Genomic DNA, 24,649 nt, shown 5'->3' with positions numbered 1-24,649 from the left:
GCTCTTTTTGCGTAAGCTGTGCCGGTATTTTTTTCATCATTAGAGGTCGCACATTATTATGACATCACTGGTCGTTCCCACTCTGGATACGTTGCGTCAATGGCTCGACGACCTGGGCATGAGTTTTTTTGAATGCGATACCTGTCAGGCGCTGCATTTACCTCATATGCAGAACTTCGACGGCATCTTTGATGCAAAAGTTGATTTGGTGGATAACGTCATCCTGTTTTCTGCGATGGCGGAAGTCAGACCTTCCGCACTGCTGCCCCTGGCCGCCGATTTGTCCGCGATTAATGCCAGTTCACTGACGGTAAAAGCATTTCTGGATATGCAGGATGATAATCTGCCAAAGCTGGTGGTTTGCCAGTCTTTATCCGTTACGCCGGGCGTAACGTTTGAGCAGTTTGAATGTTTTGTTCGCCAGAGCGAAGAGCAGATATCGATGGTGATCCTCGAAGCTGGGGCGCATCAGCTGTTATTTAACGCTGAAGAAGATACGCAAAATAGCAACGCTGAAGTCTATTTCCTCCATTAATTCCCCCTGAATCTGGACGCATTTTGCGCAGCCGCTACCAGAGCGGTTGCGTACGGCCTGTTTTTATTCTGTGTTTAACCTTTTATTAAAGAATTATTCACTTCCATTCTGCTCCTTCTGCTTTATGTCATAGACAATTCCTGCATAAAAAATTGATAAAAGACGTTTTTTAATCTGGGCTATATCCACAAAACCTGGCTAAAGTTATTCTTGCGAAGCATATAGACGTCAATTTTCTAACTGCCCCGTATGACCTGAGCTGTGGCTACAATACGTGGTGAATGAGTGGGCGCATATCTGCGGGCGATAGCGGCATCGGGAGAGGTCTCTCTTTTCATTGATGCCGCATGAAAGAATATGCACGTTTCTTGCATATCATTAGAGTGTGACATTTTTGTTCGTTTGTTAACGAACTTTCAGAAGGAAAGAGATTATGACCGCCTTAAATAAAAAATGGTTATCAGGCCTGGTTGTGGGTGCTCTGATGTCCATCTCTGCCGGCACGCTCGCTGCTGAACAAAAAACGCTGCATATTTATAACTGGTCTGATTATATTGCTCCGGATACGGTGGCTAACTTTGAAAAAGAGACCGGAATTAAAGTTATCTATGACGTATTTGATTCCAATGAAGTACTGGAAGGAAAACTCATGGCGGGCAGCACCGGTTTTGACCTCGTTGTTCCTTCCGCCAGTTTCCTCGAACGTCAACTAACCGCAGGCGTCTTCCAGCCGCTGGATAAGAGCAAACTGCCGGGCTGGAAAAACCTCGATCCCGAACTGCTGAAGCTGGTGGGTAAACACGATCCGGATAACAAGTTTGCGATGCCGTATATGTGGGCAACAACCGGCATTGGCTATAACGTGGACAAAGTGAAAGCGGTGCTGGGGCCAGATGCGCCGGTTGATAGCTGGGATTTGATCCTCAAACCGGAAAATCTGGAAAAACTCAAAAGTTGCGGTGTCTCTTTCCTTGATGCGCCTGAAGAGGTGTTTGCAACCGTACTGAACTATTTGGGTAAAGATCCAAACAGTACCAAAGCAGATGATTACACCGGACCGGCGACCGACCTGCTGTTGAAACTGCGTCCGAATATTCGCTACTTCCACTCTTCGCAATATATTAACGACCTGGCAAACGGTGATACCTGCGTAGCGATTGGCTGGGCGGGGGACGTATGGCAGGCGGCGAACCGTGCAAAAGAAGCGAAAAATGGCGTCAATATCTCTTTCTCAATTCCTAAAGAAGGGGCAATGGCGTTCTTTGACGTATTCGCGATGCCAGCCGATGCCAAAAACAAAGACGAAGCCTATCAGTTCCTCAACTACCTGCTGCGTCCTGATGTGATTGCGCATATTTCCGACCACGTGTTCTATGCCAATGCCAACAAAGAAGCGACGGCTCTGGTCAGTCAGGAAGTTCGTGATAACCCTGGCATCTACCCGCCTGCGGATGTGCGCGCCAAGCTGTTCACGCTGAAAGTACAGGATCCGAAGATCGACCGTGTCCGTACCCGAGCGTGGACGAAGGTAAAAAGCGGAAAATAACCTGATGTTTGGGACATGACCCGGCAGGATTGATGCCTGCCGGGCAGTGTTGATCCTAAACACACCTAACCCGGCAATACGCACCACCGTGGTGCGTTATTTGCACCGTTTCTTTGTTTTATGCCGGAGAGCACCTGAGTGAATGATGCAACCCCACGCCCACACGCGAAAATCCGCAAGGCGCTGACCCCGCTGCTTGAAATTCGCAACCTGACCAAGTCGTTTGACGGCCAACACGCCGTCGATGACGTCAACCTTACTATCTACAAAGGTGAAATATTTGCCCTGCTCGGCGCATCCGGCTGTGGCAAATCGACTCTGCTGCGCATGTTAGCGGGATTTGAACAGCCGACAACCGGGCAAATTATGCTTGATGGCGTCGATTTAGCGCACGTCCCGCCTTATCTGCGTCCGATCAATATGATGTTTCAATCCTATGCCCTGTTTCCGCACATGACGGTTGAGCAGAACATTGCCTTTGGCCTCAAGCAGGACAAGCTGCCAAAGGCTGAAATCGCCAGCCGGGTGAATGAGATGCTGGGCCTGGTGCATATGCAGGAGTTCGCCAAACGCAAACCGCACCAGCTTTCTGGCGGTCAGCGTCAGCGTGTGGCCCTGGCGCGTAGCCTGGCGAAACGGCCGAAGTTACTGCTGCTTGATGAACCCATGGGGGCGCTGGACAAAAAGCTGCGTGACCGCATGCAACTGGAAGTGGCGGATATCCTTGAACGCGTCGGCGTGACCTGCGTGATGGTAACGCACGATCAGGAAGAAGCCATGACGATGGCAGGGCGCATTGCGATCATGAACCGTGGCAAATTTGTGCAGATCGGCGAACCGGAAGAGATCTACGAGCATCCGACTACGCGCTATAGCGCCGAGTTTATCGGTTCGGTTAACGTCTTTGAAGGACTACTGAAAGAACGCCAGGAAGATGGTCTGATTATTGAGTCTCCTGGACTGGTACATCCGCTGAAAGTAGATGCAGATGCGTCTATTGTCGATAACGTCCCGGTGTATGTTGCGCTGCGCCCGGAAAAAATCATGCTCTGTGAGGCTCCTCCGCCAGATGGTTATAACTTCGCGGTAGGCGAAGTGGTGCACATTGCCTATCTGGGCGATTTGTCGGTATATCACGTACGTTTGAAAAGCGGCCAGATGCTGAGTGCTCAGCTACAAAATGAACATCGTTATCGCAAGGGATTACCCACCTGGGGTGACGAGGTCCGTTTGTGCTGGGATGCAGACAGTTGTGTGGTGTTGACGGTTTAAGGAGCGAAGATGAGTACACTTGAACCTCCGGCACGCGTGGATAAAGCAGGGCGATTCACGCTGTTTATGTCGCGGCTGCAAATGAAACACGGGCGCAAGCTGGTGATTGCGCTGCCGTATGTGTGGCTGCTGCTCCTGTTTCTGCTGCCTTTTCTGATCGTCTTCAAAATCAGTTTGGCTGAAATGGCGCGCGCTATTCCACCCTATACCGACCTCGTTTCATGGGCTGACGATCAGCTATCCATCACGCTCAACTTAGCCAACTTCCTGCAGTTAACGGACGATCCGCTCTATTTTGATGCCTACCTGCAATCTTTGCAGGTGGCGGGGATTTCGACGATCTGTTGTCTGCTGTTGGGATATCCGCTGGCGTGGGCTGTCGCACACAGTAAACCCTCGACACGCAATATTCTGTTGTTGCTGGTGATCCTGCCGTCCTGGACGTCGTTTTTGATTCGCGTGTACGCCTGGATGGGGATCCTGAAAAATAACGGTGTACTGAATAACTTTCTGATGTGGCTGGGCGTTATCGATCAACCATTGACGATTCTGCACACCAATCTGGCGGTCTATATCGGGATTGTTTACGCCTATTTACCCTTTATGGTGCTGCCGATTTACACCGCGCTGACGCGTATTGATTATTCGCTGGTAGAGGCGGCGCTGGATTTGGGTGCCCGACCGTTGAAAACCTTCTTTAGCGTGATTGTGCCATTGACCAAAGGCGGGATTATCGCCGGATCGATGTTGGTGTTTATCCCGGCTGTGGGTGAGTTTGTCATTCCGGAACTGCTGGGCGGCCCGGATAGCATCATGATTGGTCGCGTGCTGTGGCAGGAATTTTTCAATAACCGCGACTGGCCGGTGGCGTCTGCCGTTGCCATTATTATGCTGCTGTTACTGATTGTGCCAATCATGTGGTTCCACAAATATCAGCAAAAAAGCATGGGGGAACACGGATGAATAACTTACCGGTCGTTCGCTCGCCGTGGCGTATTTTTATCCTGGTGCTGGGCTTTACCTTCCTGTATGCGCCGATGCTGATGCTGGTTATCTATTCGTTTAACAGCTCGAAGCTGGTTACGGTCTGGGCGGGGTGGTCAACGCGTTGGTATGGTGAACTTTTCCATGATACCGCGATGATAAGCGCTGTTGGCATGAGTTTAACGATTGCTGCGGGTGCAGCGACGATGGCGGTAATCCTCGGCACTATAGCCGCCGTGGTAATGGTGCGTTTTGGCCGTTTTCGCGGATCGAATGGGTTTGCTTTTATGATTACCGCACCGCTGGTTATGCCGGATGTCATTACCGGTTTGTCGCTGCTGCTGCTGTTTGTAGCTCTGGCGCACGCCATCGGCTGGCCTGCGGATCGCGGTATGTTGACCATCTGGCTGGCGCACGTCACCTTCTGTACGGCGTACGTGGCGGTGGTGATTTCCTCACGGTTGCGCGAACTGGATCACTCCATTGAGGAAGCGGCGATGGATCTTGGCGCTACGCCGCTGAAGGTCTTTTTCGTTATCACGCTGCCGATGATTATGCCTGCGGTGATCTCCGGCTGGTTACTGGCCTTCACGTTGTCGCTTGATGATCTGGTTATCGCCAGCTTTGTCTCTGGTCCTGGCGCCACAACATTACCGATGCTGGTATTCTCCAGCGTACGTATGGGGGTTAACCCGGAGATCAACGCGCTGGCGACGCTGATTCTTGGCGTGGTAGGAATTATCGGATTTATCGCGTGGTATCTGATGGCGCGAACAGAAAAACAACGGATTCGCGATATCCAACGTGCAAGACGCGGCTGAAAAAACTAAAATCTGCCAACCTGTCTATACGGCGCAGCTGTGGTGGCTGCGCCGTTTTCATGGAAGACGACGCGTTGGGATTTTTTAAGAAATCATCCACATCACATGCTCGCTTAAACGTCCCTGCGTTGGTGCAGGTGGCGGCGCTGGCTATTATCATGATCCGCTGTCTCGATCTGTTGATGATTTTTAATACGCTAGGGTTGCGTGGCACCAGCGAATTTATTCATCGCAGCGTGCAGACCTGGAATTTGACGCTGGTGTTTCTGGGCAGCCTGGCGCTGCTGTTTATCGAAATCTACTGCGCATTTTCGCTGGTAAAAGGACGTAACTGGGCGCGTTGGGTCTATCTGTTGACCCAGATTATCGCCAGCGTTTATCTGTGGGCGGCCTCGTTGGGCTATGGTTATCCGGAACTGTTCAGCATTGCGGGAGAGTCCAGACGTGAGATCCTGCGTACGCTGGTGATGCAAAAGTTGCCGGATATGCTGGTGTTGCTGCTACTGTTTGTTCCCGCGTCCAGTCGGCGGTTCTTCCGTTTGCAATAACGTGTATAATATTGGCCCCCTGTTAATTTATAGGTTTTTGTATGCAGTGCGCACTATATGACGCTGAGCGCTGCCGCTCCTGTCAGTGGATAACACAGCCTGTCGCCGATCAACTCCTCTCAAAAACAGCCGATCTGCAGAATCTGCTGGCTGATTATTCGGTCGGAGAATGGTGCGCGCCGGTCAGCGGCCCGGAACGCGCTTTTCGCAACAAAGCCAAAATGGTGGTCAGCGGCAGCGTGGAAAAACCACTGCTTGGGATGCTGCATCGTGACGGTACGCCGGAAGATTTGTGTGATTGTCCGCTCTATCCCGCCTCTTTTGCGCCCGTATTTGCCGCGCTCAAACCGTTTATCGCCCGGGCGGGGTTAACGCCCTATAACGTGGCTCGTAAACGCGGAGAGCTGAAATATCTGCTGTTAACGGAAAGCCGGTTTGATGGCGGTATGATGCTGCGCTTTGTCCTGCGTTCAGACGCCAAACTGGCGCAGTTGCGTGCAGCGCTACCGTGGTTGCAGGCACAATTGCCACAGTTAAAAGTGATCACTGTTAATTTTCAACCGGTGCATATGGCGATTATGGAAGGGGAGACAGAAATCTTCCTGACAGAGCAGCAGGCGCTGGCGGAACGCTTTAACAATGTGCCGTTGTGGATACGCCCGCAGAGCTTTTTCCAGACCAACCCAGTGGTGGCGGGGCATTTATATGCCACCGCGCGCGACTGGGTGCGTCAGCTTCCGGTTACTCATATGTGGGATCTGTTTTGCGGCGTAGGGGGCTTTGGTCTGCATTGTGCCACGCCGCAGATGAAACTGACAGGTATTGAAATCGCGCCAGAGGCGATTAACTGTGCGAAACAATCGGCGCAGGAGCTTGGGTTGCAGAATCTGTATTTTCAGGCGCTGGATTCGACTCAGTTTGCTACCGCCCAGGACGAAGTACCCGATCTGGTGCTGGTGAACCCACCGCGTCGTGGGATTGGCAAACCGCTGTGCGATTTTCTTTCCCGCATGGCGCCACGTTTTATTGTCTATTCAAGTTGCAATGCGCAAACCATGGCGAAGGATTTTCACCAGTTGCCGGGGTACCGCATTGAACGCGTCCAGCTTTTCGATATGTTCCCACACACCGCGCATTACGAAGTGTTAACGCTGCTCTGTAAACAATAACTGCTATGCCTGATGGCGCTTCGATTATCAGGCCTACAGGCTGTTCGTCATTTGTAGACCGGATAAGGTGCTTGCACCGCATCCGGCAAAGGCAATATGCGAAAAAAAAGCCCGTACTTGCGTACGAGCTCTTCTTAAGATATGGCGGTGAGGCGGGGATTGACTCGCTTCGCTCGCCCTGCGGGCAGCCTGTTCGCTGCGCTCTCAGTCTGTCCAACTGGCTGCGCCAGTAGTCGAACCCGGTCCGGGCTTCTCATCCCCGCCAGGCTGTGAAATATGCGAAAAAAAAAGCCCGTACTTGCGTACGAGCTCTTCTTAAAATATGGCGGTGAGGCGGGGATTCGAACCCCGGATACGTTGCCGTATACACACTTTCCAGGCGTGCTCCTTCAGCCACTCGGACACCTCACCATATTGTATTGCTGCCTGACCGCTTGGGGGGCAACGGGGCGCTACTATAGGGAGTTGCGCTAAAACGGTCAAGCAGAATTTACGTGTTCACTGTTGTTTGGTTACACAGTGTACATATTCCTCCGCCCGAACCGGCGCGGAGGATATAATTAACGCTGAGAGTCCAGTTTTTCGCCGTTGGTCACAACTTCCTGGGCTTTGCTGTAGCTTTCGATCAGCAACTGATAAGCCGGGAAGACTTTGGTATACACTTCCGCCCACTCAGCGGCGTCTTCACGGTTCCATGTCCCCTGTATTTCAGAAGCGACTGCAGCGGTATCCATCGGCACGACACCAGCCTGAACCACGCGAGCCAGGGTGATTTCCTGCGCCATCTTGCTGTAGGTACCGGACGCGTCAATCACCGCGAAGACCTTGTAACCTTCAGCCACTGCGCTGATGGCCGGGAAAGCCATGCAGACACTGGTGATCGTACCGGCGATAATCAATGTCTTACGACCCGTTGCTTTTACCGCGTTCACGAAGTCTTCGTTATCCCAGGCGTTGATTTCACCTTTACGCGCTACGTATTGGGCATGCGGTGCATTGGCGTGGATCTCCGGGATCAACGGGCCGTTAGGTCCCTGCGGTACGGATGCCGTGGTAATCACCGGCATTTTCGCCAGGGTCGCCATTTTAGCCAGCGCAGCGGCACGTGCACGCAGTTCAGGCATTGGCATATCGCCGACGGTCTGGAAAAGCCCACTCTGATGATCGATAAGCAGCATGACGGAATCATTCACATCGATAACCGGACGTGAGCCATTAAAGTTTGCAGGACTGGACATATTCTTCTCCTTCGATTCAGATTTGGCCAAAACGGCCGGAGTTAAAATCGCGTACAGCTTCAGCGATTTCTTGTTTCGTGTTCATAACAAACGGACCGTAACCTACAATCGGCTCGTTCAACGGTTCGCCAGACAGCAGCAGCACGATGGCATCGCTGGTGGCTTCAATGTGCAGCGTTTTCCCCTGCTGGCTTAGCACCACCAGTTGCGCTTCGCTGGCTGGCGTGGTCCCGTTTACAGTGATATTGCCTTTCAATACCACCAGTGCGGTGCTCCATCCTTCCGGCTGAGACAACGTGAGCTGATGATTACGTTGTAGTCGCATATCCCAGACGTTCAGCGGCGAAAAGGTATGTGCAGGCCCTTTGGTTTCCTCGTAGCTACCCGCAATAACGCGAACGCTTCCTGTTTCATCAGGCAGAGCAACCGTGGGGATAACATCGCTGGTGATGCTCTGATAACCCGGCGCGGCCATTTTGTCTTTTGCCGGCAGGTTAACCCACAGCTGTACCATTTCCAGTTCGCCGCCCCGACGGGTAAATTCCGGTGAATGGAACTCTTCGTGTAATATTCCTGCACCTGCGGTCATCCACTGCACGTCGCCGGGACCGATAATGCCGCCGCGACCAGTTGAATCACGGTGTTCAACTTCGCCGCTGTAAACGATGGTCACCGTTTCAAAACCACGGTGAGGGTGTTCGCCGACGCCGCGCTTTTCGTTACCCGGTGTGAACGTATGCGGACCGGCGTAATCCAGCAGCAGGAATGGACTTAACTGCTCTGCATGAGACTGGTAAGAGAACATTGAGCGAACCGGAAATCCATCGCCAACCCAGTGTGGGCGAGGTGCGGTGTAGACGCCTGTTACTTGTTTCATTTGTGTCTCCTCAGTGGCGTTGTCTTGATGTGAATAAGCTTATATTCATGACAGCGAATTGAGTAGTCGCTAAAATGGTCTTCACTGTCTCATAAATAGGACAATAAAATGACAAAGCCGGATCTCAATGATTTTGCTTGGTTTGTACATGTTGTAGAGGAAGGTGGATTCGCAGCGGCGGGACGTGCGCTTGATGAACCGAAATCAAAACTGAGCCGACGTATTGCGCAACTTGAAGAGAGGTTGGGGGTTCGACTTATTCAGCGAACCACCCGGCAGTTTAACGTGACTGAAGTCGGACAAACATTTTACGAACACTGTAAGGCAATGCTGGTGGAAGCGCAGGCGGCGCAGGATGCTATTGCGGCTTTACAGGTTGAGCCGCGCGGCGTTGTAAAACTGACTTGTCCGGTCACGTTGTTGCATGTGCATATTGGGCCAATGCTCGCCCGATTTATGGCCCGTTATCCCGATGTTTCCGTGCAGCTTGAGGCGACGAACCGCCGCGTTGATGTGGTAGGCGAAGGCCTGGATGTGGCGATTCGCGTCAGACCTCGTCCATTTGAGGATAGCGACCTGGTGATGCGGGTACTTGCAGACAGGGGACACCGGTTATATGCCAGCCCGCGATTAATTGAACAAATGGGCGCGGTCAACTCTCCGGCGGATTTGACCCGTTGGCCGGGGCTGAGTCTGGCATCGGGTAAACATGTGCATCGCTGGGAGTTATTTGGCCCACAGGGCGCACGGGCGGAGGTGCATTTCACGCCGCGTATGATCACCACTGATATGCTGGCGTTACGTGAAGCTGCGGTTGCCGGTGTGGGGGTTGTACAACTGCCGCAACTGATGGTGAAAGAACAATTAGCGGCGGGTGAACTGGTGGCATTGCTCGACGGTTGGGAGCCTAAGCGGGAGATTATTCACGCAGTCTTTCCGTCTCGTCGGGGATTATTGCCCTCAGTACGCGCATTGGTGGATTTCTTAACAGAGGAATATGCGCGGATGATTGAGGATTAAATACCTGTCCTCAGCCTATAAAAAAGGCCGGTTAAACCGACCTTTTATTATCTGGACGCCATTCGGGCGTTAAAAACAATCAGCGACTACGGAAGACAATGCGGCCTTTGCTCAGGTCGTACGGGGTCAGCTCAACAGTCACTTTGTCGCCCGTCAGGATGCGGATATAGTTTTTGCGCATTTTACCGGAGATGTGTGCAGTAACCACGTGACCGTTTTCTAACTCTACGCGGAACATGGTATTAGGTAACGTATCGAGAACGGTACCCTGCATTTCAATATTGTCTTCTTTGGCCATCTAATCCTCTGGGGTATCACTACCGTAATTTGAACCGGCAAGATAATGCCGAAGTTCTTTTAATAAGTAAAGATTTGTGCGTTTAAAACACAGCAAATCGGGTTTGGCGCATTACTCTAACCGCACACGGCAAAGCCGCACTTAAAGCGTAACGTGTAAGGGAACGAGGAGATAAACGATAGGCGTTGCCTGGCGCGAACTGTTCCTTAACGGCGGCGGGGTAATGGGCTAAACCAACTCTGCGGCACAATTATAACACCCCGACAAAAAATGTGCCGAAAACATTCACCCCTGAGGCGAAAATAACGTTCTTGGTATCCAGAAATGGCTCGGTAGCCGCTGCTGACGCAGTATGCTCAGCTGCTCAAGGTACTCCCGCCGCGGGGTTTCGATGGCGCCCAGGGACGCTGTGTGGCTATTTAATACCTGGCAGTCGATTAATTTTCCTCCCTGACGGATAAATTCCGTGCAAAAAACAAGTAGTGCAGTCTTGGACGCATTTTCCTGACGACTGAACATTGATTCGCCACAAAACAGCGTACCTTGCGCCACGCCGTACATGCCGCCGACTAATTCATTCTGTCGCCATACTTCAATTGAATGCGCATGTCCCAGTTCGTGCAGACGATGGTAAGCGTCCACGACATCGTGTGTGATCCAGGTACCTTCTTCTCGATCGTTCGCACAGCCTTCAATCACCTGACCGAACGCGTAGTTGAGCGTCACACGATAAGGCGAATTTTTATGAAAGCGTTTCATGCTGCGACTGAGGTGAAAGTTCTCAGGCCAAAGAATGGCGCGCGGATCGGGTGACCACCACAGAATAGGGTCGCCGGGAGAAAACCACGGGAAAATACCGCGCTGGTAGGCCATCAACAGGCGGGCAGGGCTAAGATCGCCACCCAGCGCCAGTAGACCGTTAGGCTCGCGTAGAGCGCCTTCCGGTGATGGGAAGGCTATAGAATGGCGGGACAGTTGCACCAGGCGCATGACAGCGAAACTCCACTACGCGAGTTTGATCGTTCAATAATAGCTTACAGACGTTGCTTAAACTGGTAATAACGCCCCTGCCTGGCTAACAGATCTGCGTGATTACCTTGCTCAATAATTTGTCCGTTGTCCATCACTATTATTTGATCAAAACGCGACAATCCGCGCAGACGATGTGTGACCATCAGGACGGTTTTGTCCCGCATCACATCGCCAATTAATTCAAGCATTTGGCTTTCCGTTGTGGCATCAAGCCCTTCGGTAGGCTCGTCCAGCAGCATCAGCGGAGCATCGTGCAACAAGGCGCGGGCGATAGCCAGACGACGGAGTTCGCCGCCAGAAAGCTGACGACCACCTTCACCCAACCAGGCATTGAGTCCATCGCCATCAAGCAGTTTGTCCAGACCGACGCGGCACAGGATCGCGGATAATGCTTCATCGCTGGCGTGCGGTGCTGCCAGCAGCAGGTTATCGCGAAGCGTAGCGCTGAACAGATGTACGCGCTGTGGCACGACGCTGATGATTTGACGCAGCGTGGCTTCATTCAGGGCTGAAAGCGGTCGATCGTTAATCAGGATTTCGCCACTCTGCGGATCCCATGCGCGGGTCAGCAATTGCAGCAATGTTGATTTTCCGCAGCCGGTGCGACCCAAAATAGCGATGTGCTCACCGGGTTTTGCCAGCAAGGAAAGGGTGTCGAGTGCTTTTTGCGTCTGCCCCGGATAGCTGAATGAAACCTCACGCAGGGTAAGGGTGAGCTGCTCAGAAACCGGAGATTGGGTATCCGGGAAGGTGACTTCTGGCTGCTGTTCGGTCAGTTCGGTGATGCGTAATGCAGAGGCGATAACCTGGCCGAGATGCTGAAACGCGCCGGTGACAGGCGCTAATGCCTCAAACGCAGCCAGCGCACAGAAGACGAACAGCGCAATTAGCGCGCCTGGCTGAGTGTTGCCGCCCACGCCGCCTGAGGCCATCCATAACATCATAATCACCGCCAGCGCGCCGATTAACAGCATGATAGCCTGCGACAGTGCCGTTAATTCGGACTGACGTCGCTGCGCTTCATGCCACTGCAATTCGGTGGCTTCCATTTGAGCGCGGTAGCGTTCGCTGGCGCCGAAGATGGTCAATTCAGCCTGGCCCTGCAGCCAGGAGGTTAACTGCTGGCGATATTGCCCACGCAGGTGCGTCAGGCTTTGCCCGGTACTCTTGCCTGCCTGATAAAAGAGTGGGGGCAGAATGAATAAGGTCAGCAGCATAATGCCGCCGAGGGTGACCGCCAGCGTGAAATCAAGAACGCTCAGTCCCAGCGTGACCACCATGATGACAACAAACGCGCCCACCAGCGGAGACAGAACGCGTAAATAAAGATGATCGAGCGTGTCGACATCAGCCACGACGCGGTTAAGTAATTCACCTTGTCCATAGCGGGACAGGCCAGCAGGGGAGAGCGGTAGCAGCTTGCTAAAGGTATAAATACGCAGGTGTTGCAGCACGCGGAACGTGGCGTCGTGGCTGACCAAACGCTCGAAATAACGGCCTGCGGTTCGGGTGATTGCCGCACCACGTACGCCCGCTGCGGGGAGCATATAGTTAAAACTGTAAATTCCGGTGACGCCCACCACCGCAGAAGCAGACAGGAACCAACCTGAGAGCGTCAGCAAGCCAATACTTGCCAGCAGCGTAACGATCGCCAGAACGATGCCCAGCGTTAACATCCATTTGTGACGTTTGTACAGCGTCAGATAGGGTAGCAAAGCGCGCATTTAGATATCCTCCTGACGATGAGCCAGTAGTGTCGCAAAAGCTCCGTTGGCAGCGCTAAGTTCATCCCAGCTACCTTGTTCAACGATCTGACCGTCCTGCATGACCCAGATAGCGTCCCAGTCGGCAAGATCTTCAAGCTGGTGTGTCACCATCAGCGTGGTCTGGCGGCGCGATGCTGCGTTCAATGCCTGCATCACGCGTTGTTCACTGTGGGCATCAAGGCTGGCTGCGGGTTCGTCCAGCAGAAGCAACTGACACGGATTAAGTAAGGCGCGCGCCACGGCCACGCGCTGCGCTTGACCAACAGAAAGTCGGGCCGCCTGATCGCCGACTGGCGTATCTACGCCCTGCGGCAACAGCGGTAAAAACTCGCTCACCCAGGCACTATCGAGTGCGGCCTGAAGCTGTTCTTCACTGGCATCGGGCCGTGCCAGCAGTACGTTATCGCGTAATGTGGCGGCAGGGAGCTGCGGGTTTTGCCCAACCCAGGACAGCTGTTTGCGCCAGGAATCAGGCGACAGGTCGCGTAGTTCAAAACCGTTAATCCGCAGCGACCCCTGATAAGAAAGAAAGCCGGACAGAACATTCAGCAACGAACTTTTTCCGGAGCCGCTACGCCCCACCACCACCGTACGTTGACCTGCTGCCAGGGTAAAGTTGAGCGGCCCCGCAAGCACTTTGCCTTCCGGCGAGGTGATGACCAGATCTTGCGCCTCAATTGAAACGGCATCTTTCGTCGCCAGCTCAATCTCACCACGCTCAGGGTGCGCCAGCGGGGTTTCCATAAAGGTTTTCAGACTGTCTGCAGCTCCAACGGCTTGTGCTTTGGCGTGATAAAACGTCCCAAGATCGCGCAGGGGTTGGAAAAACTCCGGTGCCAGAATGAGCGCCAGGAAACCAGACGCCAGCGTGACGCCCATGCCGTAGTGACCGAAGTCGAGCTCGCCGAGGTAGGAAAAACCGAAGTAAACCGCAACCAGCGCAATAGACAGCGACGTAAAGAACTCAAGGACGCCAGATGACAGGAATGCCAGGCGCAGGACTTCCATGGTGCGCTGGCGGAAATCCTGTGATGCTGCGCGAATACTTTCTGTTTCGGCTTCACCGCGACCAAATATTCTCAGCGTTTCCATACCCCGCAGGCGATCGAGGAAATGACCGCTGAGGCGGGCAAGCGCCTGAAAATTGCGGCGGTTAGCGTCGGCTGCGCCCATACCGACCATCGCCATAAACAACGGGATCAGCGGGGCTGTTCCGAGCAGAATAAGCGCGGCTACCCAGTTTGACGGAAATACGGCCGCCACAATCAACAGGGGAACGCATACGGCCAGCGCCATTTGCGGCAAATAACGCGCATAGTAATCATGCATATCGTCAATCTGCTCGAGGATCAGCGTAGCCCAGCTCCCGGCTGGTTTACCCTGTATCCAGGCCGGACCCGCCTGTTGCAGGCGATCCAGAACCTGGCGACGAATCTCAAAGCGAATATGTTGCCCGGCGTGAAACCCGACGCGTTCGCGTAACCAGACAACCCATGCGCGCAGGATGAAAACCAAAATCAGCACGATGAAAGGGAGCAGCAGCGCCTCTCGGGGGATGTTGCCCATGATCATATGGTCCAGAATTCGGGCCATGAGCCAGGCCTGAGCGACAATTAACAGGCCGCTCACGAATCCCAGCAGGCGTGAAATATTCAGCCATCGTTGGGAAATTACACTTTGCTGTTTTAACCAGCGGGTCAGCTCTTTTTGACGGGTTTTATTCATTGCACGCTTAGCAGGTGAGTTATTGGAATTTTTGGGCAGGACAATGTTACAACGAGGCAAAAATAAAGGCGACTTATAGTCGCCTTTTTTACTTTTGTTACTGATTTGTAAAACTTATTTGCAAGCGTCTGCCAGACCGTCGAGATAACGTTCTGCATCAAGCGCAGCCATACAACCCGTGCCCGCAGAAGTGATCGCCTGGCGATAAATATGGTCCATCACGTCGCCGGCAGCGAAGACGCCTGGAATGCTGGTTTGCGTCGCATTGCCGTGAATACCGGACTGAACTTTGATGTAGCCGTTTTCCAGTTCGAGCTGACCGTCGAAAATGGCGGTATTCGGGCTGTGACCGATGGCGACAAACAATCCCGCAACGTCAAGTGATTCGACGTTGTCAGTATTTTGTGTATCGCGCAGGCGCAATCCGGTTACGCCCATTTGATCGCCAGTCACTTCTTCCAGCGTACGGTGCGTATGCAGCACGATGTTGCCGTTTTCCACTTTATCCATCAAACGCTTGATAAGAATTTTCTCAGCACGGAAGCTGTCGCGACGGTGAATCAAATGTACTTCAGACGCGATATTCGCCAGATACAACGCTTCTTCAACAGCGGTATTACCGCCGCCGATCACCGCAACTTTTTGGTTACGGTAGAAGAAACCGTCGCAGGTGGCACAAGCGGAAACGCCGCGGCCTTTAAATGCTTCCTCTGAAGGTAAGCCCAGGTAACGGGCTGACGCGCCGGTGGCGATGATCAATGCGTCGCAGGTGTATTCACCGCTGTCGCCGGTCAGACGGAAAGGGCGGTTTTGCAAATCAACTTTGCTAATGTGATCAAAAATGATTTCTGTCTCAAATTTGGTCGCATGTTCGTGCATACGCTCCATCAGCAGCGGGCCAGTAAGATCGTGCGGATCGCCAGGCCAGTTTTCCACTTCTGTTGTTGTGGTCAGCTGACCACCTTTTTCCATACCGGTAATCAGTACCGGTTGCAGGTTAGCGCGTGCAGCGTAGACCGCAGCGGTATATCCCGCAGGGCCTGAGCCCAGAATAAGAAGTTTACTGTGTTTGGTTGCGCCCATGAGATCCCCATAGTTGTTGGCAGGCAATGAGCAGGATTGTAGGGAATTTACAGGCGTAAAAAAAGAGTATGGCGATTTTGTTAACAATATGTGTAATAGCAGAAACCGATGAACGGCAGATTTAGTCGTAATACTATAACGATTTCTACTTAAAATCGGTCAGTTATAAGGTGATAAAATGACGAATTTCCATCACTGCGACTGAATAACTGGCATGTTGTACTAAAAATCGATGTTTTGCTTTGACAATCCCCTGCTGTTTTGCGAAAACATTCAAGGAAGAAAAAAACTGTGTCATGTATGTGCTGCATAATCATGCATGTAGATACCATGTTTACCGTGTTAGCGAAATCTACGCATGGTGTGGACAGATGCCATTCGTGATGTCGATAGCCGCCGACAGGCAACGGTCTTCTCACCATAAACCCAGACATTGCGAGCCGTAAATCCCTCTGGGTTGCGGTTTATTTTGATGGGGAGCGACTCTGAACAGTGATGTTAGTAGAGTCAGGCAGGAGTAGGGAAGGAATACAGAGAGACAATAATAATGGTAGATAGTAAGAAGCGCCCTGGCAAAGATCTCGACCGTATCGATCGTAACATTCTTAATGAGCTGCAAAAGGATGGGCGTATTTCTAACGTCGAGCTTTCTAAACGTGTGGGACTTTCACCAACGCCCTGCCTTGAGCGTGTGCGTCGGTTGGAAAGACAGGGTTTCATTCAGGGCTATACAGCGCTGTTAAACCCACATTATCTGGATGCATCACTTCTGGTTTTTGTTGAGATAACTCTGAATCGTGGCGCCCCGGATGTGTTTGAACAATTTAACTCTGCAGTACAAAAACTTGAAGAAATTCAAGAGTGTCATTTGGTTTCCGGTGATTTCGACTATTTGCTGAAAACACGCGTACCGGATATGTCAGCATACCGTAAGTTGCTGGGGGAAACCCTGCTGCGTCTGCCTGGCGTGAATGACACACGTACTTATGTAGTAATGGAAGAAGTCAAACAGAGCAATCGTCTGGTAATTAAGACGCGCTAACACGGAACAGGTGCAAAATCGACGCAGTTTGATTACACTCCTGTTAATCCATACAGCAACAGTGCCGGGGCAACCCGGTGCTGTTGTCCGTTTTAGCATCGGGCAGGAAAAGCCTGAAACCTGGAGAGCCGTTTTTGAGCCAGGAATACACTGAAGACAAAGACGTCACATTGACGAAGTTAAGCAGCGGGCGCCGACTTCTGGAAGCGCTACTGATCCTTATTGCCCTTTTTGCCGTCTGGTTGATGGCTGCCTTACTCAGCTTTAACCCTTCGGATCCCAGTTGGTCGCAAACTGCATGGCATGAACCGATCCATAACCTGGGAGGCATTCCCGGTGCATGGCTGGCGGACACGCTGTTCTTTATTTTTGGCGTCATGGCCTACACCATTCCGGTCATTATTGTCGGCGGCTGCTGGTTTGCCTGGCGACATCAGGCCAGCGACGAATACGTCGATTATTTTGCCGTTTCACTGCGCATTATTGGCGTTCTGGCGCTGATCCTCACTTCTTGCGGGCTGGCCGCCATTAACGCCGATGACATCTGGTATTTCGCTTCTGGCGGGGTGATTGGCAGCCTGCTCAGCACTACGCTACAGCCATTACTGCATAGTAGTGGCGGTACACTTACGCTTTTGTGCATCTGGGCTGCGGGATTAACGCTGTTTACCGGCTGGTCATGGGTGAGCATTGCTGAAAAACTGGGCGGCTGGTTACTTAATATCCTGACATTTGCCAGCAACCGTACCCGCCGCGACGATACCTGGGTCGATGACGAAGAATATGAAGATGAAGAAGAGTTTGTCGACGCCGCTGATGGCAAACCAAACGAATCGCGTCGGGCTCGAATTCTGCGCGGTGCGTTAGCGCGCCGTAAACGCCTGGCTGAGAAATTTACCAATCCGCTGGGCCGTCATACTGATGCTGCGCTGTTCTCCGGCAAACGCATGGATGATGAAGACGACATCGAATACAGCGCCCGTGGCGTGGCCGCCGATCCGAACGATGTGCTGTTCTCTGGTAATCGGGCAACATTGCCTGAATACGACGAACTCGATCCACTGCTGAACGGTCATTCGGTGACAGAGCCAGTAGCCGCCGCCGCAGCAGCCACAACGGCATCTCAGGCCTGGAGCGCGCCGGTCGACCCGCTGTTGCAAACGTCGCCAGTTACCAGCACCGTTATGGAACAGTCGACGCCAGCCGTTGCCTGGCAATCCGCGCCTGGCCCGCAAGCCGGTGAGGCGGTGATTGCGCCAGCGCCTGAAGGTTATCCGCAGCCAGCCGAATATGCTCAGCCTGCGGTGCAGCAGCCGTATGAGCCATGGCAACAGCCGGTTGCACAGGAAAATCCACAGCCGGAATATTACGCGCCACAGACGCCTGAGCCGGTATATGCGCAATCCGTCGCGCCGCAGCCGCAGGAATTCACTGCGCAGCAAAACTGGCAGCCGGAACCTGTTTATCACCCGGAGCCTGTGCCGCAACCTGTCTATCAGCAGGAGCCAGACTTCCAACAGCCTTCTGCGTTCCAGCAACCTGTGGTTGAACAACCTTCCGTGGTGGAACCTGAGCCAGTCGTTGAGGAGACGAAACCGTCTCGTCCGCCGCTCTACTATTTTGAAGAAGTCGAAGAGAAACGAGCGCGCGAGCGTGAGCAGTTGGCCGCCTGGTATCAGCCTATTCCAGAACCCGTTCAGGAGCCTGAGCGTGTTAAGCCGTCTATGCCATCTATGCCGACGGCAGCCTCCATTCCGCCCGTTGAGTCTGTTGCTGCCGTTGCGCCGATGGCTGCCGGCGTGAAAAGCGCCGCTTTGGGGGCAGGTGCCGCAGCCGCAGCACCTGTCTTTAGCCTTGCGGGTGGCGGTGCGCCGCGTCCGCAGGTAAAAGAAGGCATTGGCCCGCAGTTACCGCGTCCGAATCGTGTGCGTGTGCCTACTCGTCGTGAGCTGGCTTCATATGGCATAAAACTGCCCTCACAGCGTATGGCTGAAGAGAAAGCTCGCGAAGAGCAGCTTGATACAAATGCGTACAGTGACGATGAAATGGATGCAATGCAGCAGGACGAGCTGGCACGTCAGTTTGCCCAGTCTCAGCAGCATCGTTATGGCGAAGAGTATCAGGACGATACCCACCAGGCTGATGACGAAGATTCAGCCGCAGAAGCGGAACTGGCTCGCCAGTTTGCCTCTTCCCAGCAGCAGCGCTATTCCGGCGAACAGCCTGCCGGGGCCAATCCGTTCTCGCTTGATGACTTTGAATTTTCGCCAATGAAAACGCTGGTGGATGACGGTCCGCATGAGCCGCTGTTTACGCCAGGCGTGATGCCGGAGCCTGCGCCGCAGTACCAGGAACCTGTCGCGCCGCAGCAGCATTACCAGCAGCCGGCACAGCCTGTCGCGCCGCAGCAGCATTATCAGCAGTCGGCACAGCCTGTCGCACCGCAGCAGCATTACCAGCAGCCGGCACAGCCTGTTGCGCCGCAGCAACATTACCAGCAGCCGACACAGCCTGTTACACCGCCGCCGCAGGATAGCCTGATCCATCCACTGTTGATGCGTAACGGCGACAGTCGTCCGGTTCAGCGTCCGAGTACGCCGCTGCCATCGTTAGATCTGCTCACGCCGCCGCCGAGTGAAGTTGAGCCGATTGATACTTTTGCACTTGAACAAATGGCGCGTCTGGTAGAAGCGCGTCTGGCGGACTTCCGTATTAAAGCCGATGTAGTGAACTACTCTCCAGGCCCGGTTATCACCCGCTTTGAGCTAAACCTGGCGCCAGGGGTTAAAGCCGCGCGCATTTCCAACCTGTCGCGAGATCTGGCGCGTTCGTTGTCAACCGCTGCGGTTCGCGTGGTCGAGGTTATTCCTGGCAAACCGTATGTCGGTCTGGAATTACCGAATAAAAAACGGCAAACCGTTTATCTGCGCGAAGTGTTAGATAACACGAAATTCCGTGATAACTCGTCTCCGTTGACTGTGGTATTGGGTAAAGATATTGCGGGCGAACCGGTTGTTGCCGATCTGGCGAAAATGCCGCACCTGTTGGTGGCAGGGACTACTGGTTCCGGTAAGTCGGTTGGGGTGAACGCCATGATCCTCAGCATGCTGTACAAGGCGCAGCCAGAAGACGTTCGCTTTATCATGATTGACCCGAAAATGCTGGAGCTGTCGGTTTATGAAGGCATTCCGCATCTGTTGACTGAAGTTGTGACCGACATGAAAGATGCTGCCAACGCGCTGCGATGGAGCGTCAATGAAATGGAACGTCGCTACAAGTTGATGTCGGCGCTTGGCGTACGTAACCTTGCCGGTTATAACGAGAAAATCGCTGAAGCAGCCCGTATGGGACGTCCGATTCCGGACCCATACTGGAAGCCAGGCGACAGCATGGATGTTCAGCATCCGGTGCTGGAAAAACTGCCGTATATCGTGGTGCTGGTGGATGAATTCGCCGACCTGATGATGACCGTTGGCAAAAAGGTGGAAGAACTGATTGCTCGTCTGGCGCAAAAAGCGCGTGCGGCGGGGATCCATCTGGTGCTGGCAACCCAGCGACCATCCGTTGACGTCATTACCGGTCTGATTAAAGCGAACATCCCGACGCGTATTGCCTTTACCGTGTCCAGCAAAATTGACTCGCGTACTATTCTTGACCAGGGCGGCGCGGAATCGCTGTTGGGTATGGGCGACATGCTCTATTCGGCACCGAACTCGACGATTCCTGTGCGTGTACACGGCGCCTTTGTGCGTGATGAAGAAGTTCACGCCGTGGTTCAGGACTGGAAGGCGCGCGGGCGTCCGCAATATGTTGACGGTATTACCTCTGATAGCGAAAGCGAAGGTGGTGCTGGCGGCTTTGATGGTGGCGAAGAGTTAGATCCGTTGTTCGATCAGGCGGTGAACTTTGTTACCCAAAAACGCAAAGCTTCCATCTCCGGTGTTCAACGACAATTCCGTATCGGCTACAACCGAGCGGCACGCATCATCGAACAAATGGAAGCGCAGGGAATTGTCAGTGAGCAAGGGCATAATGGTAATCGTGAAGTGTTGGCTCCGCCGCCCTTCGATTGATTGCAAAGTTAAGTAATTCAGTATTTTCTACTTTCCTCATGCTGATTTTTGGCCTGAAATGGATAGCAGAGGGATCTCCCCGTTGGGAGTGACGTATTTTGAGGAATAACGATGAAAAGAATCGCAATCACCTGTGCATTACTGTCGAGCTTTGCAGTCAGCAGCGTCTGGGCTGACGCTGCCAGCGACCTGAAAAGCCGCCTGGATAAAGTCAGTAGCTTCCATGCCAGCTTTACGCAGAAGGTTACGGACGGTAGCGGTGCGGCAGTGCAGGAGGGGCAGGGTGATTTATGGGTTAAACGTCCTAATCTGTTTAACTGGCACATGACGCAGCCTGACGAGAGCATCCTGGTCTCCGATGGTAAAACGCTGTGGTTCTTTAACCCGTTTGTTGAACAAGCTACTGCGACCTGGCTGAAAGACGCCACCGGCAACACGCCATTCATGCTGATTGCACGTAACCAGGCCAGCGACTGGCAGCAGTATAACATTAAGCAAAACGGCGATGATTTCGTGCTGACGCCGAAAACCAGCAACGGTAACCTGAAACAGTTTACGATCAATGTTGGGCGCGACGGGACGATCCATCAGTTTAGCGCCGTTGAGCAAGACGATCAGCGCAGCAGTTATCAGCTGAAATCGCAGCAGAATGGCGCGATTGAACCATCGAAATTCACCTTTACCCCGCCGCAAGGTGTAACGGTTGACGATCAACGTAAGTAGAGGCGTGTGAGTGAGCAATCTGTCGCTCGACTTTTCTGATAATACTTTTCAGCCACTGGCCGCGCGTATGCGGCCAGAAAATTTAGCGCAGTATATCGGCCAGCAGCATCTGCTGGCTACGGGTAAGCCTTTGCCGCGTGCCATCGAGGCCGGGCACCTGCACTCCATGATTTTATGGGGGCCACCGGGAACGGGTAAGACCACCCTTGCCGAAGTCATTGCCCGTTACGCTAATGCCGATGTTGAACGAATTTCGGCTGTCACCTCTGGTGTGAAAGAAATTCGTGAAGCGATTGAGCGTGCGCGTCAGAACCGTAACGCTGGCCGACGCACAATATTGTTTGTGGACGAAGTCCATCGCTTTAATAAAAGCCAGCAGGATGCGTTTTTACCGCATATTGAAGACGGTACAATTACGTTTATTGGCGCTACCACCGAAAACCCCTCGTTTGAACTGAATTCGGCACTGCTGTCGCGGGCACGCGTTTATTTGCTGAAATCGTTAACCACCGACGATATTGAACAAGTACTGGATCAGGCGATGGCTGATAAAGCGCGGGGTTACGGTGGGCAGGATATTGTTCTGCCACAAGAGACTCGTCGGGCGATTGCTGAACTGGTTAATGGTGATGCACGGCGGGCGCTGAATACGCTGGAAATGATGGCCGATATGGCCGAAGTTAATGATTCCGGCAAGCGCGTATTGAAAGCGGAATTGCTTACCGAAATTGCCGGTGAACGCAGCGCGCGCTTTGATAATAAAGGCGATCGTTTTTACGATCTCATCTCCGCCTTACACAAGTCGGTACGTGGTAGCGCGCCGGATGCGGCGCTCTACTGGTATGCGCGAATCATTACCGCTGGCGGCGATCCGTTGTACGTTGCCCGTCGCTGCCTTGCGATTGCCTCTGAAGATGTGGGCAACGCAGATCCGCGCGCTATGCAGGTGGCGATTTCCGCGTGGGATTGTTTCACTCGCGTGGGACCCGCAGAAGGCGAACGGGCAATTGCTCAGGCGATTGTTTATCTGGCCTGTGCGCCGAAAAGTAACGCGGTTTACACCGCCTTTAAGGCGGCACTGGCCGATGCTCGCGAACGTCCGGATTATGACGTTCCCGTTCACCTGCGTAATGCACCGACTAAACTGATGAAAGAGATGGGCTACGGTCAGGAGTATCGTTACGCGCATGATGAACCAAATGCCTATGCCGCCGGAGAAGAGTACTTCCCCCAGGAAATGGCACAAACGCGCTATTATCGCCCCACAAACAGAGGTCTTGAAGGCAAGATTGGTGAAAAGCTCGCCTGGCTCGCCGGACAGGATCAAAATAGCCCTATAAAACGCTACCGTTAGTGTTATCGTTGCGGTAATGTTGTCTCTGTATCCCTGTGACCGCAGGCTGTGGTCACTTTTCCCATTTTAATTCGATAAGCACAGGATAAGCATGCTCGATCCCAATCTGCTGCGTAATGAGCCAGACGCAGTCGCAGAAAAACTGGCAAGCCGGGGCTTTAAGCTGGATGTAGATAAGCTGCGCGCTCTTGAAGAGCGTCGTAAAGTTCTGCAGGTACAAACTGAAAACCTGCAGGCAGAGCGTAACTCTCGATCGAAATCCATTGGCCAGGCAAAAGCGCGCGGGGAAGATATCGAGTCTTTACGTCTGGAAGTGAACAAACTGGGCGAAGAGCTGGATGCCGCGAAAGCTGAACTTGATACCTTACAGGCCGAGATCCGCGACATTGCGCTGACCATTCCGAACCTGCCAGCGGATGAAGTTCCGGTGGGTAAAGATGAAAATGACAACGTCGAAGTCAGCCGCTGGGGTACACCGCGTGAGTTTGATTTCGAAGTTCGCGATCACGTTACCCTGGGTGAAATGCACACGGGTCTTGATTTCGCCGCTGCGGTGAAGCTGACCGGCTCTCGTTTCGTGGTCATGAAGGGGCAGATCGCACGTATGCATCGTGCGCTGTCTCAGTTCATGCTGGATCTGCATACCGAACAGCATGGTTACAGTGAAAACTATGTTCCGTATCTGGTTAACCATGACACGCTGTACGGTACAGGCCAACTGCCGAAATTCGCTGGCGATCTGTTCCATACCCGTCCGCTGGACGAAGAAGCTGACAGCAGTAACTACGCGCTGATCCCAACGGCCGAAGTTCCGCTGACCAACCTGGTGCGTGACGAAATCATTGACGAAGATGCGCTACCGATCAAAATGACTGCGCATACGCCGTGCTTCCGTTCTGAAGCTGGCTCTTACGGTCGTGATACCCGCGGTCTGATCCGTATGCACCAGTTCGATAAAGTTGAGATGGTGCAGATTGTTCGTCCGGAAGATTCAATGGACGCGCTGGAAGAGATGACTGGCCACGCCGAGAAGGTTCTTCAGCTTCTGGGTCTGCCTTACCGTAAGATCATTCTGTGCACCGGCGACATGGGCTTCGGCGCATGCAAAACCTACGATCTTGAAGTGTGGATCCCAGCGCAGAATACCTATCGCGAAATCTCTTCCTGCTCCAACGTGTGGGATTTCCAGGCCCGTCGCATGCAAGCGCGTTGCCGCAGCAAATCCGACAAAAAGACCCGTCTGGTGCATACGCTGAACGGTTCCGGTCTGGCAGTTGGACGTACGCTGGTGGCGGTAATGGAAAACTATCAGCAGGCAGATGGCCGCATTCAGGTTCCGGAAGTATTACGTCCGTACATGAATGGCCTGGAATTCATCGGCTAAAGCTACCTTTTCTATGCGAAAAAGCGCCTTAGGGCGCTTTTTTTATGCCCGTTTGACGTCGGACAATAACCACTACCCACATAGGAGTAATACTGCCTTCGAATGAAAGTCAGTATCTACCAGTCTGTATATTAATACTAGCGATATATAAAAATATAT

General features: G+C 53.0%; 20 protein-coding genes, 1 tRNA gene and 1 pseudogene. 13 read left to right on the top strand and 9 right to left on the bottom strand.

What is annotated here, in order from left to right:
* Nucleotides 1–58: 58 nt before the first annotated feature.
* From FDX11_RS06345 to rlmC, 7 genes are all read left to right on the top strand, one after another.
* Entirely contained in the window at nt 59–535 is a 477-nt protein-coding gene (locus FDX11_RS06345) for a YbjN domain-containing protein (RefSeq protein ID WP_137349288.1), read from the top strand.
* A 433-nt stretch (nt 536–968) separates the two neighbouring features.
* Nucleotides 969–2,081 carry a spermidine/putrescine ABC transporter substrate-binding protein PotF gene (gene potF, locus FDX11_RS06340; RefSeq protein WP_042309515.1) on the top strand — a complete coding sequence of 371 codons (1,113 nt, stop codon included), beginning with the start codon at nt 969–971 and terminating at the stop codon, nt 2,079–2,081.
* Nucleotides 2,082–2,219: 138 nt separating this feature from the next.
* Nucleotides 2,220–3,353 carry a putrescine ABC transporter ATP-binding subunit PotG gene (gene potG / locus FDX11_RS06335; RefSeq protein WP_061381880.1) on the top strand — a complete coding sequence of 378 codons (1,134 nt, stop codon included), beginning with the start codon at nt 2,220–2,222 and terminating at the stop codon, nt 3,351–3,353.
* Between the two features lie 9 nt (nt 3,354–3,362).
* Entirely contained in the window at nt 3,363–4,316 is a 954-nt protein-coding gene (gene potH, locus FDX11_RS06330) for a putrescine ABC transporter permease PotH (RefSeq protein ID WP_137349289.1), read from the top strand.
* Entirely contained in the window at nt 4,313–5,158 is an 846-nt protein-coding gene (gene potI / locus FDX11_RS06325) for a putrescine ABC transporter permease PotI (RefSeq protein WP_042309508.1), read from the top strand. The genes potH and potI overlap by 4 nt, the downstream gene beginning before the upstream one ends.
* A gap of 59 nt (nt 5,159–5,217) precedes the next feature.
* Entirely contained in the window at nt 5,218–5,706 is a 489-nt protein-coding gene (locus FDX11_RS06320; RefSeq protein WP_038639250.1) for a YbjO family protein, read from the top strand.
* Nucleotides 5,707–5,747: 41 nt separating this feature from the next.
* Nucleotides 5,748–6,875 (top strand): 23S rRNA (uracil(747)-C(5))-methyltransferase RlmC, encoded by a 1,128-nt coding sequence (rlmC, locus tag FDX11_RS06315; RefSeq protein ID WP_137397641.1) that lies wholly within the window; start codon nt 5,748–5,750, stop codon nt 6,873–6,875.
* 323 nt (nt 6,876–7,198) lie between these two features.
* Here the strand turns inward: rlmC and FDX11_RS06305 are convergent.
* The 3 genes from FDX11_RS06305 to FDX11_RS06295 form a co-directional block, all read right to left on the bottom strand.
* Nucleotides 7,199–7,286: transfer RNA gene (locus tag FDX11_RS06305), tRNA-Ser, on the bottom strand.
* A 149-nt stretch (nt 7,287–7,435) separates the two neighbouring features.
* A complete protein-coding gene (locus FDX11_RS06300) occupies nt 7,436–8,113 on the bottom strand; it encodes an isochorismatase family protein (RefSeq protein ID WP_042309503.1) in 678 nt (225 codons plus the stop codon).
* Between the two features lie 16 nt (nt 8,114–8,129).
* Entirely contained in the window at nt 8,130–8,990 is an 861-nt protein-coding gene (locus FDX11_RS06295; protein ID WP_042309501.1) for a pirin family protein, read from the bottom strand.
* 108 nt (nt 8,991–9,098) lie between these two features.
* On the opposite strand from FDX11_RS06295, the gene FDX11_RS06290 reads away from it, so the two are divergent.
* Nucleotides 9,099–10,010: a LysR family transcriptional regulator gene (locus FDX11_RS06290; protein WP_137366278.1), complete on the top strand. Its 912-nt coding sequence runs from the start codon at nt 9,099–9,101 to the stop codon at nt 10,008–10,010.
* Between the two features lie 79 nt (nt 10,011–10,089).
* Here the strand turns inward: FDX11_RS06290 and infA are convergent, their stop codons facing one another.
* From infA to trxB, 6 genes and pseudogenes are all read right to left on the bottom strand, one after another.
* Complete coding sequence (infA, locus tag FDX11_RS06285) at nt 10,090–10,308, bottom strand: translation initiation factor IF-1 (RefSeq protein ID WP_002211347.1); 219 nt, start codon at nt 10,306–10,308, stop codon at nt 10,090–10,092.
* A pseudogene (locus tag FDX11_RS06280) lies at nt 10,236–10,593 on the bottom strand (hypothetical protein). The gene infA and the pseudogene FDX11_RS06280 overlap by 73 nt, the downstream one beginning before the upstream one ends.
* Nucleotides 10,594–11,298 (bottom strand): leucyl/phenylalanyl-tRNA--protein transferase, encoded by a 705-nt coding sequence (gene aat, locus FDX11_RS06275; RefSeq protein WP_042309498.1) that lies wholly within the window; start codon nt 11,296–11,298, stop codon nt 10,594–10,596.
* Nucleotides 11,299–11,342: 44 nt separating this feature from the next.
* A complete protein-coding gene (gene cydC / locus FDX11_RS06270) occupies nt 11,343–13,064 on the bottom strand; it encodes a cysteine/glutathione ABC transporter ATP-binding protein/permease CydC (protein WP_137397640.1) in 1,722 nt (573 codons plus the stop codon).
* Complete coding sequence (cydD, locus tag FDX11_RS06265; RefSeq protein ID WP_042309494.1) at nt 13,065–14,831, bottom strand: cysteine/glutathione ABC transporter permease/ATP-binding protein CydD; 1,767 nt, start codon at nt 14,829–14,831, stop codon at nt 13,065–13,067.
* A gap of 114 nt (nt 14,832–14,945) precedes the next feature.
* Nucleotides 14,946–15,914, bottom strand: a complete 969-nt coding sequence (gene trxB, locus FDX11_RS06260) for a thioredoxin-disulfide reductase (RefSeq protein WP_003831889.1) — start codon at nt 15,912–15,914, stop codon at nt 14,946–14,948.
* Between the two features lie 547 nt (nt 15,915–16,461).
* Here trxB and lrp point away from each other — a divergent pair.
* The 5 genes from lrp (at nt 16,462) to serS (ending at nt 24,490) form a co-directional block, all read left to right on the top strand.
* Nucleotides 16,462–16,956 (top strand): leucine-responsive transcriptional regulator Lrp, encoded by a 495-nt coding sequence (gene lrp / locus FDX11_RS06255; RefSeq protein ID WP_002439523.1) that lies wholly within the window; start codon nt 16,462–16,464, stop codon nt 16,954–16,956.
* Nucleotides 16,957–17,090: 134 nt separating this feature from the next.
* Complete coding sequence (gene ftsK, locus FDX11_RS06250) at nt 17,091–21,029, top strand: DNA translocase FtsK (RefSeq protein ID WP_137397639.1); 3,939 nt, start codon at nt 17,091–17,093, stop codon at nt 21,027–21,029.
* Nucleotides 21,030–21,140: 111 nt separating this feature from the next.
* On the top strand, nt 21,141–21,752 hold the full coding sequence (gene lolA / locus FDX11_RS06245; RefSeq protein ID WP_042309490.1) for an outer membrane lipoprotein chaperone LolA: 612 nt from the start codon (nt 21,141–21,143) through the stop codon (nt 21,750–21,752).
* A 10-nt stretch (nt 21,753–21,762) separates the two neighbouring features.
* Entirely contained in the window at nt 21,763–23,106 is a 1,344-nt protein-coding gene (gene rarA, locus FDX11_RS06240; RefSeq protein ID WP_042309488.1) for a replication-associated recombination protein RarA, read from the top strand.
* A 91-nt stretch (nt 23,107–23,197) separates the two neighbouring features.
* Entirely contained in the window at nt 23,198–24,490 is a 1,293-nt protein-coding gene (gene serS / locus FDX11_RS06235; RefSeq protein WP_003836908.1) for a serine--tRNA ligase, read from the top strand.
* Nucleotides 24,491–24,649: the final 159 nt, after the last annotated feature.

It is taken from the genome of Citrobacter sp. wls714, from assembly GCF_005281025.1.
GTDB lineage: Bacteria > Pseudomonadota > Gammaproteobacteria > Enterobacterales > Enterobacteriaceae > Citrobacter > Citrobacter werkmanii.
This window is presented reverse-complemented; position numbering and strand designations above follow the sequence as displayed.

What these genes read in the sequence shown, in the direction of transcription:
- FDX11_RS06300 (WP_042309503.1), bottom strand. Translation starts at nt 8,113, where the DNA reads ATGTCCAGTCCTGCAAACTTTAATGGCTCACGTCCGGTTATCGATGTG.
- infA (WP_002211347.1), bottom strand. Translation starts at nt 10,308, where the DNA reads ATGGCCAAAGAAGACAATATTGAAATGCAGGGTACCGTTCTCGATACG.
- potF (WP_042309515.1), top strand. Translation starts at nt 969, where the DNA reads ATGACCGCCTTAAATAAAAAATGGTTATCAGGCCTGGTTGTGGGTGCT.
- trxB (WP_003831889.1), bottom strand. Translation starts at nt 15,914, where the DNA reads ATGGGCGCAACCAAACACAGTAAACTTCTTATTCTGGGCTCAGGCCCT.
- serS (WP_003836908.1), top strand. Translation starts at nt 23,198, where the DNA reads ATGCTCGATCCCAATCTGCTGCGTAATGAGCCAGACGCAGTCGCAGAA.
- FDX11_RS06345 (WP_137349288.1), top strand. Translation starts at nt 59, where the DNA reads ATGACATCACTGGTCGTTCCCACTCTGGATACGTTGCGTCAATGGCTC.
- cydD (WP_042309494.1), bottom strand. Translation starts at nt 14,831, where the DNA reads ATGAATAAAACCCGTCAAAAAGAGCTGACCCGCTGGTTAAAACAGCAA.
- aat (WP_042309498.1), bottom strand. Translation starts at nt 11,298, where the DNA reads ATGCGCCTGGTGCAACTGTCCCGCCATTCTATAGCCTTCCCATCACCG.
- lrp (WP_002439523.1), top strand. Translation starts at nt 16,462, where the DNA reads ATGGTAGATAGTAAGAAGCGCCCTGGCAAAGATCTCGACCGTATCGAT.
- lolA (WP_042309490.1), top strand. Translation starts at nt 21,141, where the DNA reads ATGAAAAGAATCGCAATCACCTGTGCATTACTGTCGAGCTTTGCAGTC.
- potI (WP_042309508.1), top strand. Translation starts at nt 4,313, where the DNA reads ATGAATAACTTACCGGTCGTTCGCTCGCCGTGGCGTATTTTTATCCTG.
- cydC (WP_137397640.1), bottom strand. Translation starts at nt 13,064, where the DNA reads ATGCGCGCTTTGCTACCCTATCTGACGCTGTACAAACGTCACAAATGG.
- potH (WP_137349289.1), top strand. Translation starts at nt 3,363, where the DNA reads ATGAGTACACTTGAACCTCCGGCACGCGTGGATAAAGCAGGGCGATTC.
- rlmC (WP_137397641.1), top strand. Translation starts at nt 5,748, where the DNA reads ATGCAGTGCGCACTATATGACGCTGAGCGCTGCCGCTCCTGTCAGTGG.
- FDX11_RS06320 (WP_038639250.1), top strand. Translation starts at nt 5,218, where the DNA reads ATGGAAGACGACGCGTTGGGATTTTTTAAGAAATCATCCACATCACAT.
- FDX11_RS06290 (WP_137366278.1), top strand. Translation starts at nt 9,099, where the DNA reads ATGACAAAGCCGGATCTCAATGATTTTGCTTGGTTTGTACATGTTGTA.
- FDX11_RS06295 (WP_042309501.1), bottom strand. Translation starts at nt 8,990, where the DNA reads ATGAAACAAGTAACAGGCGTCTACACCGCACCTCGCCCACACTGGGTT.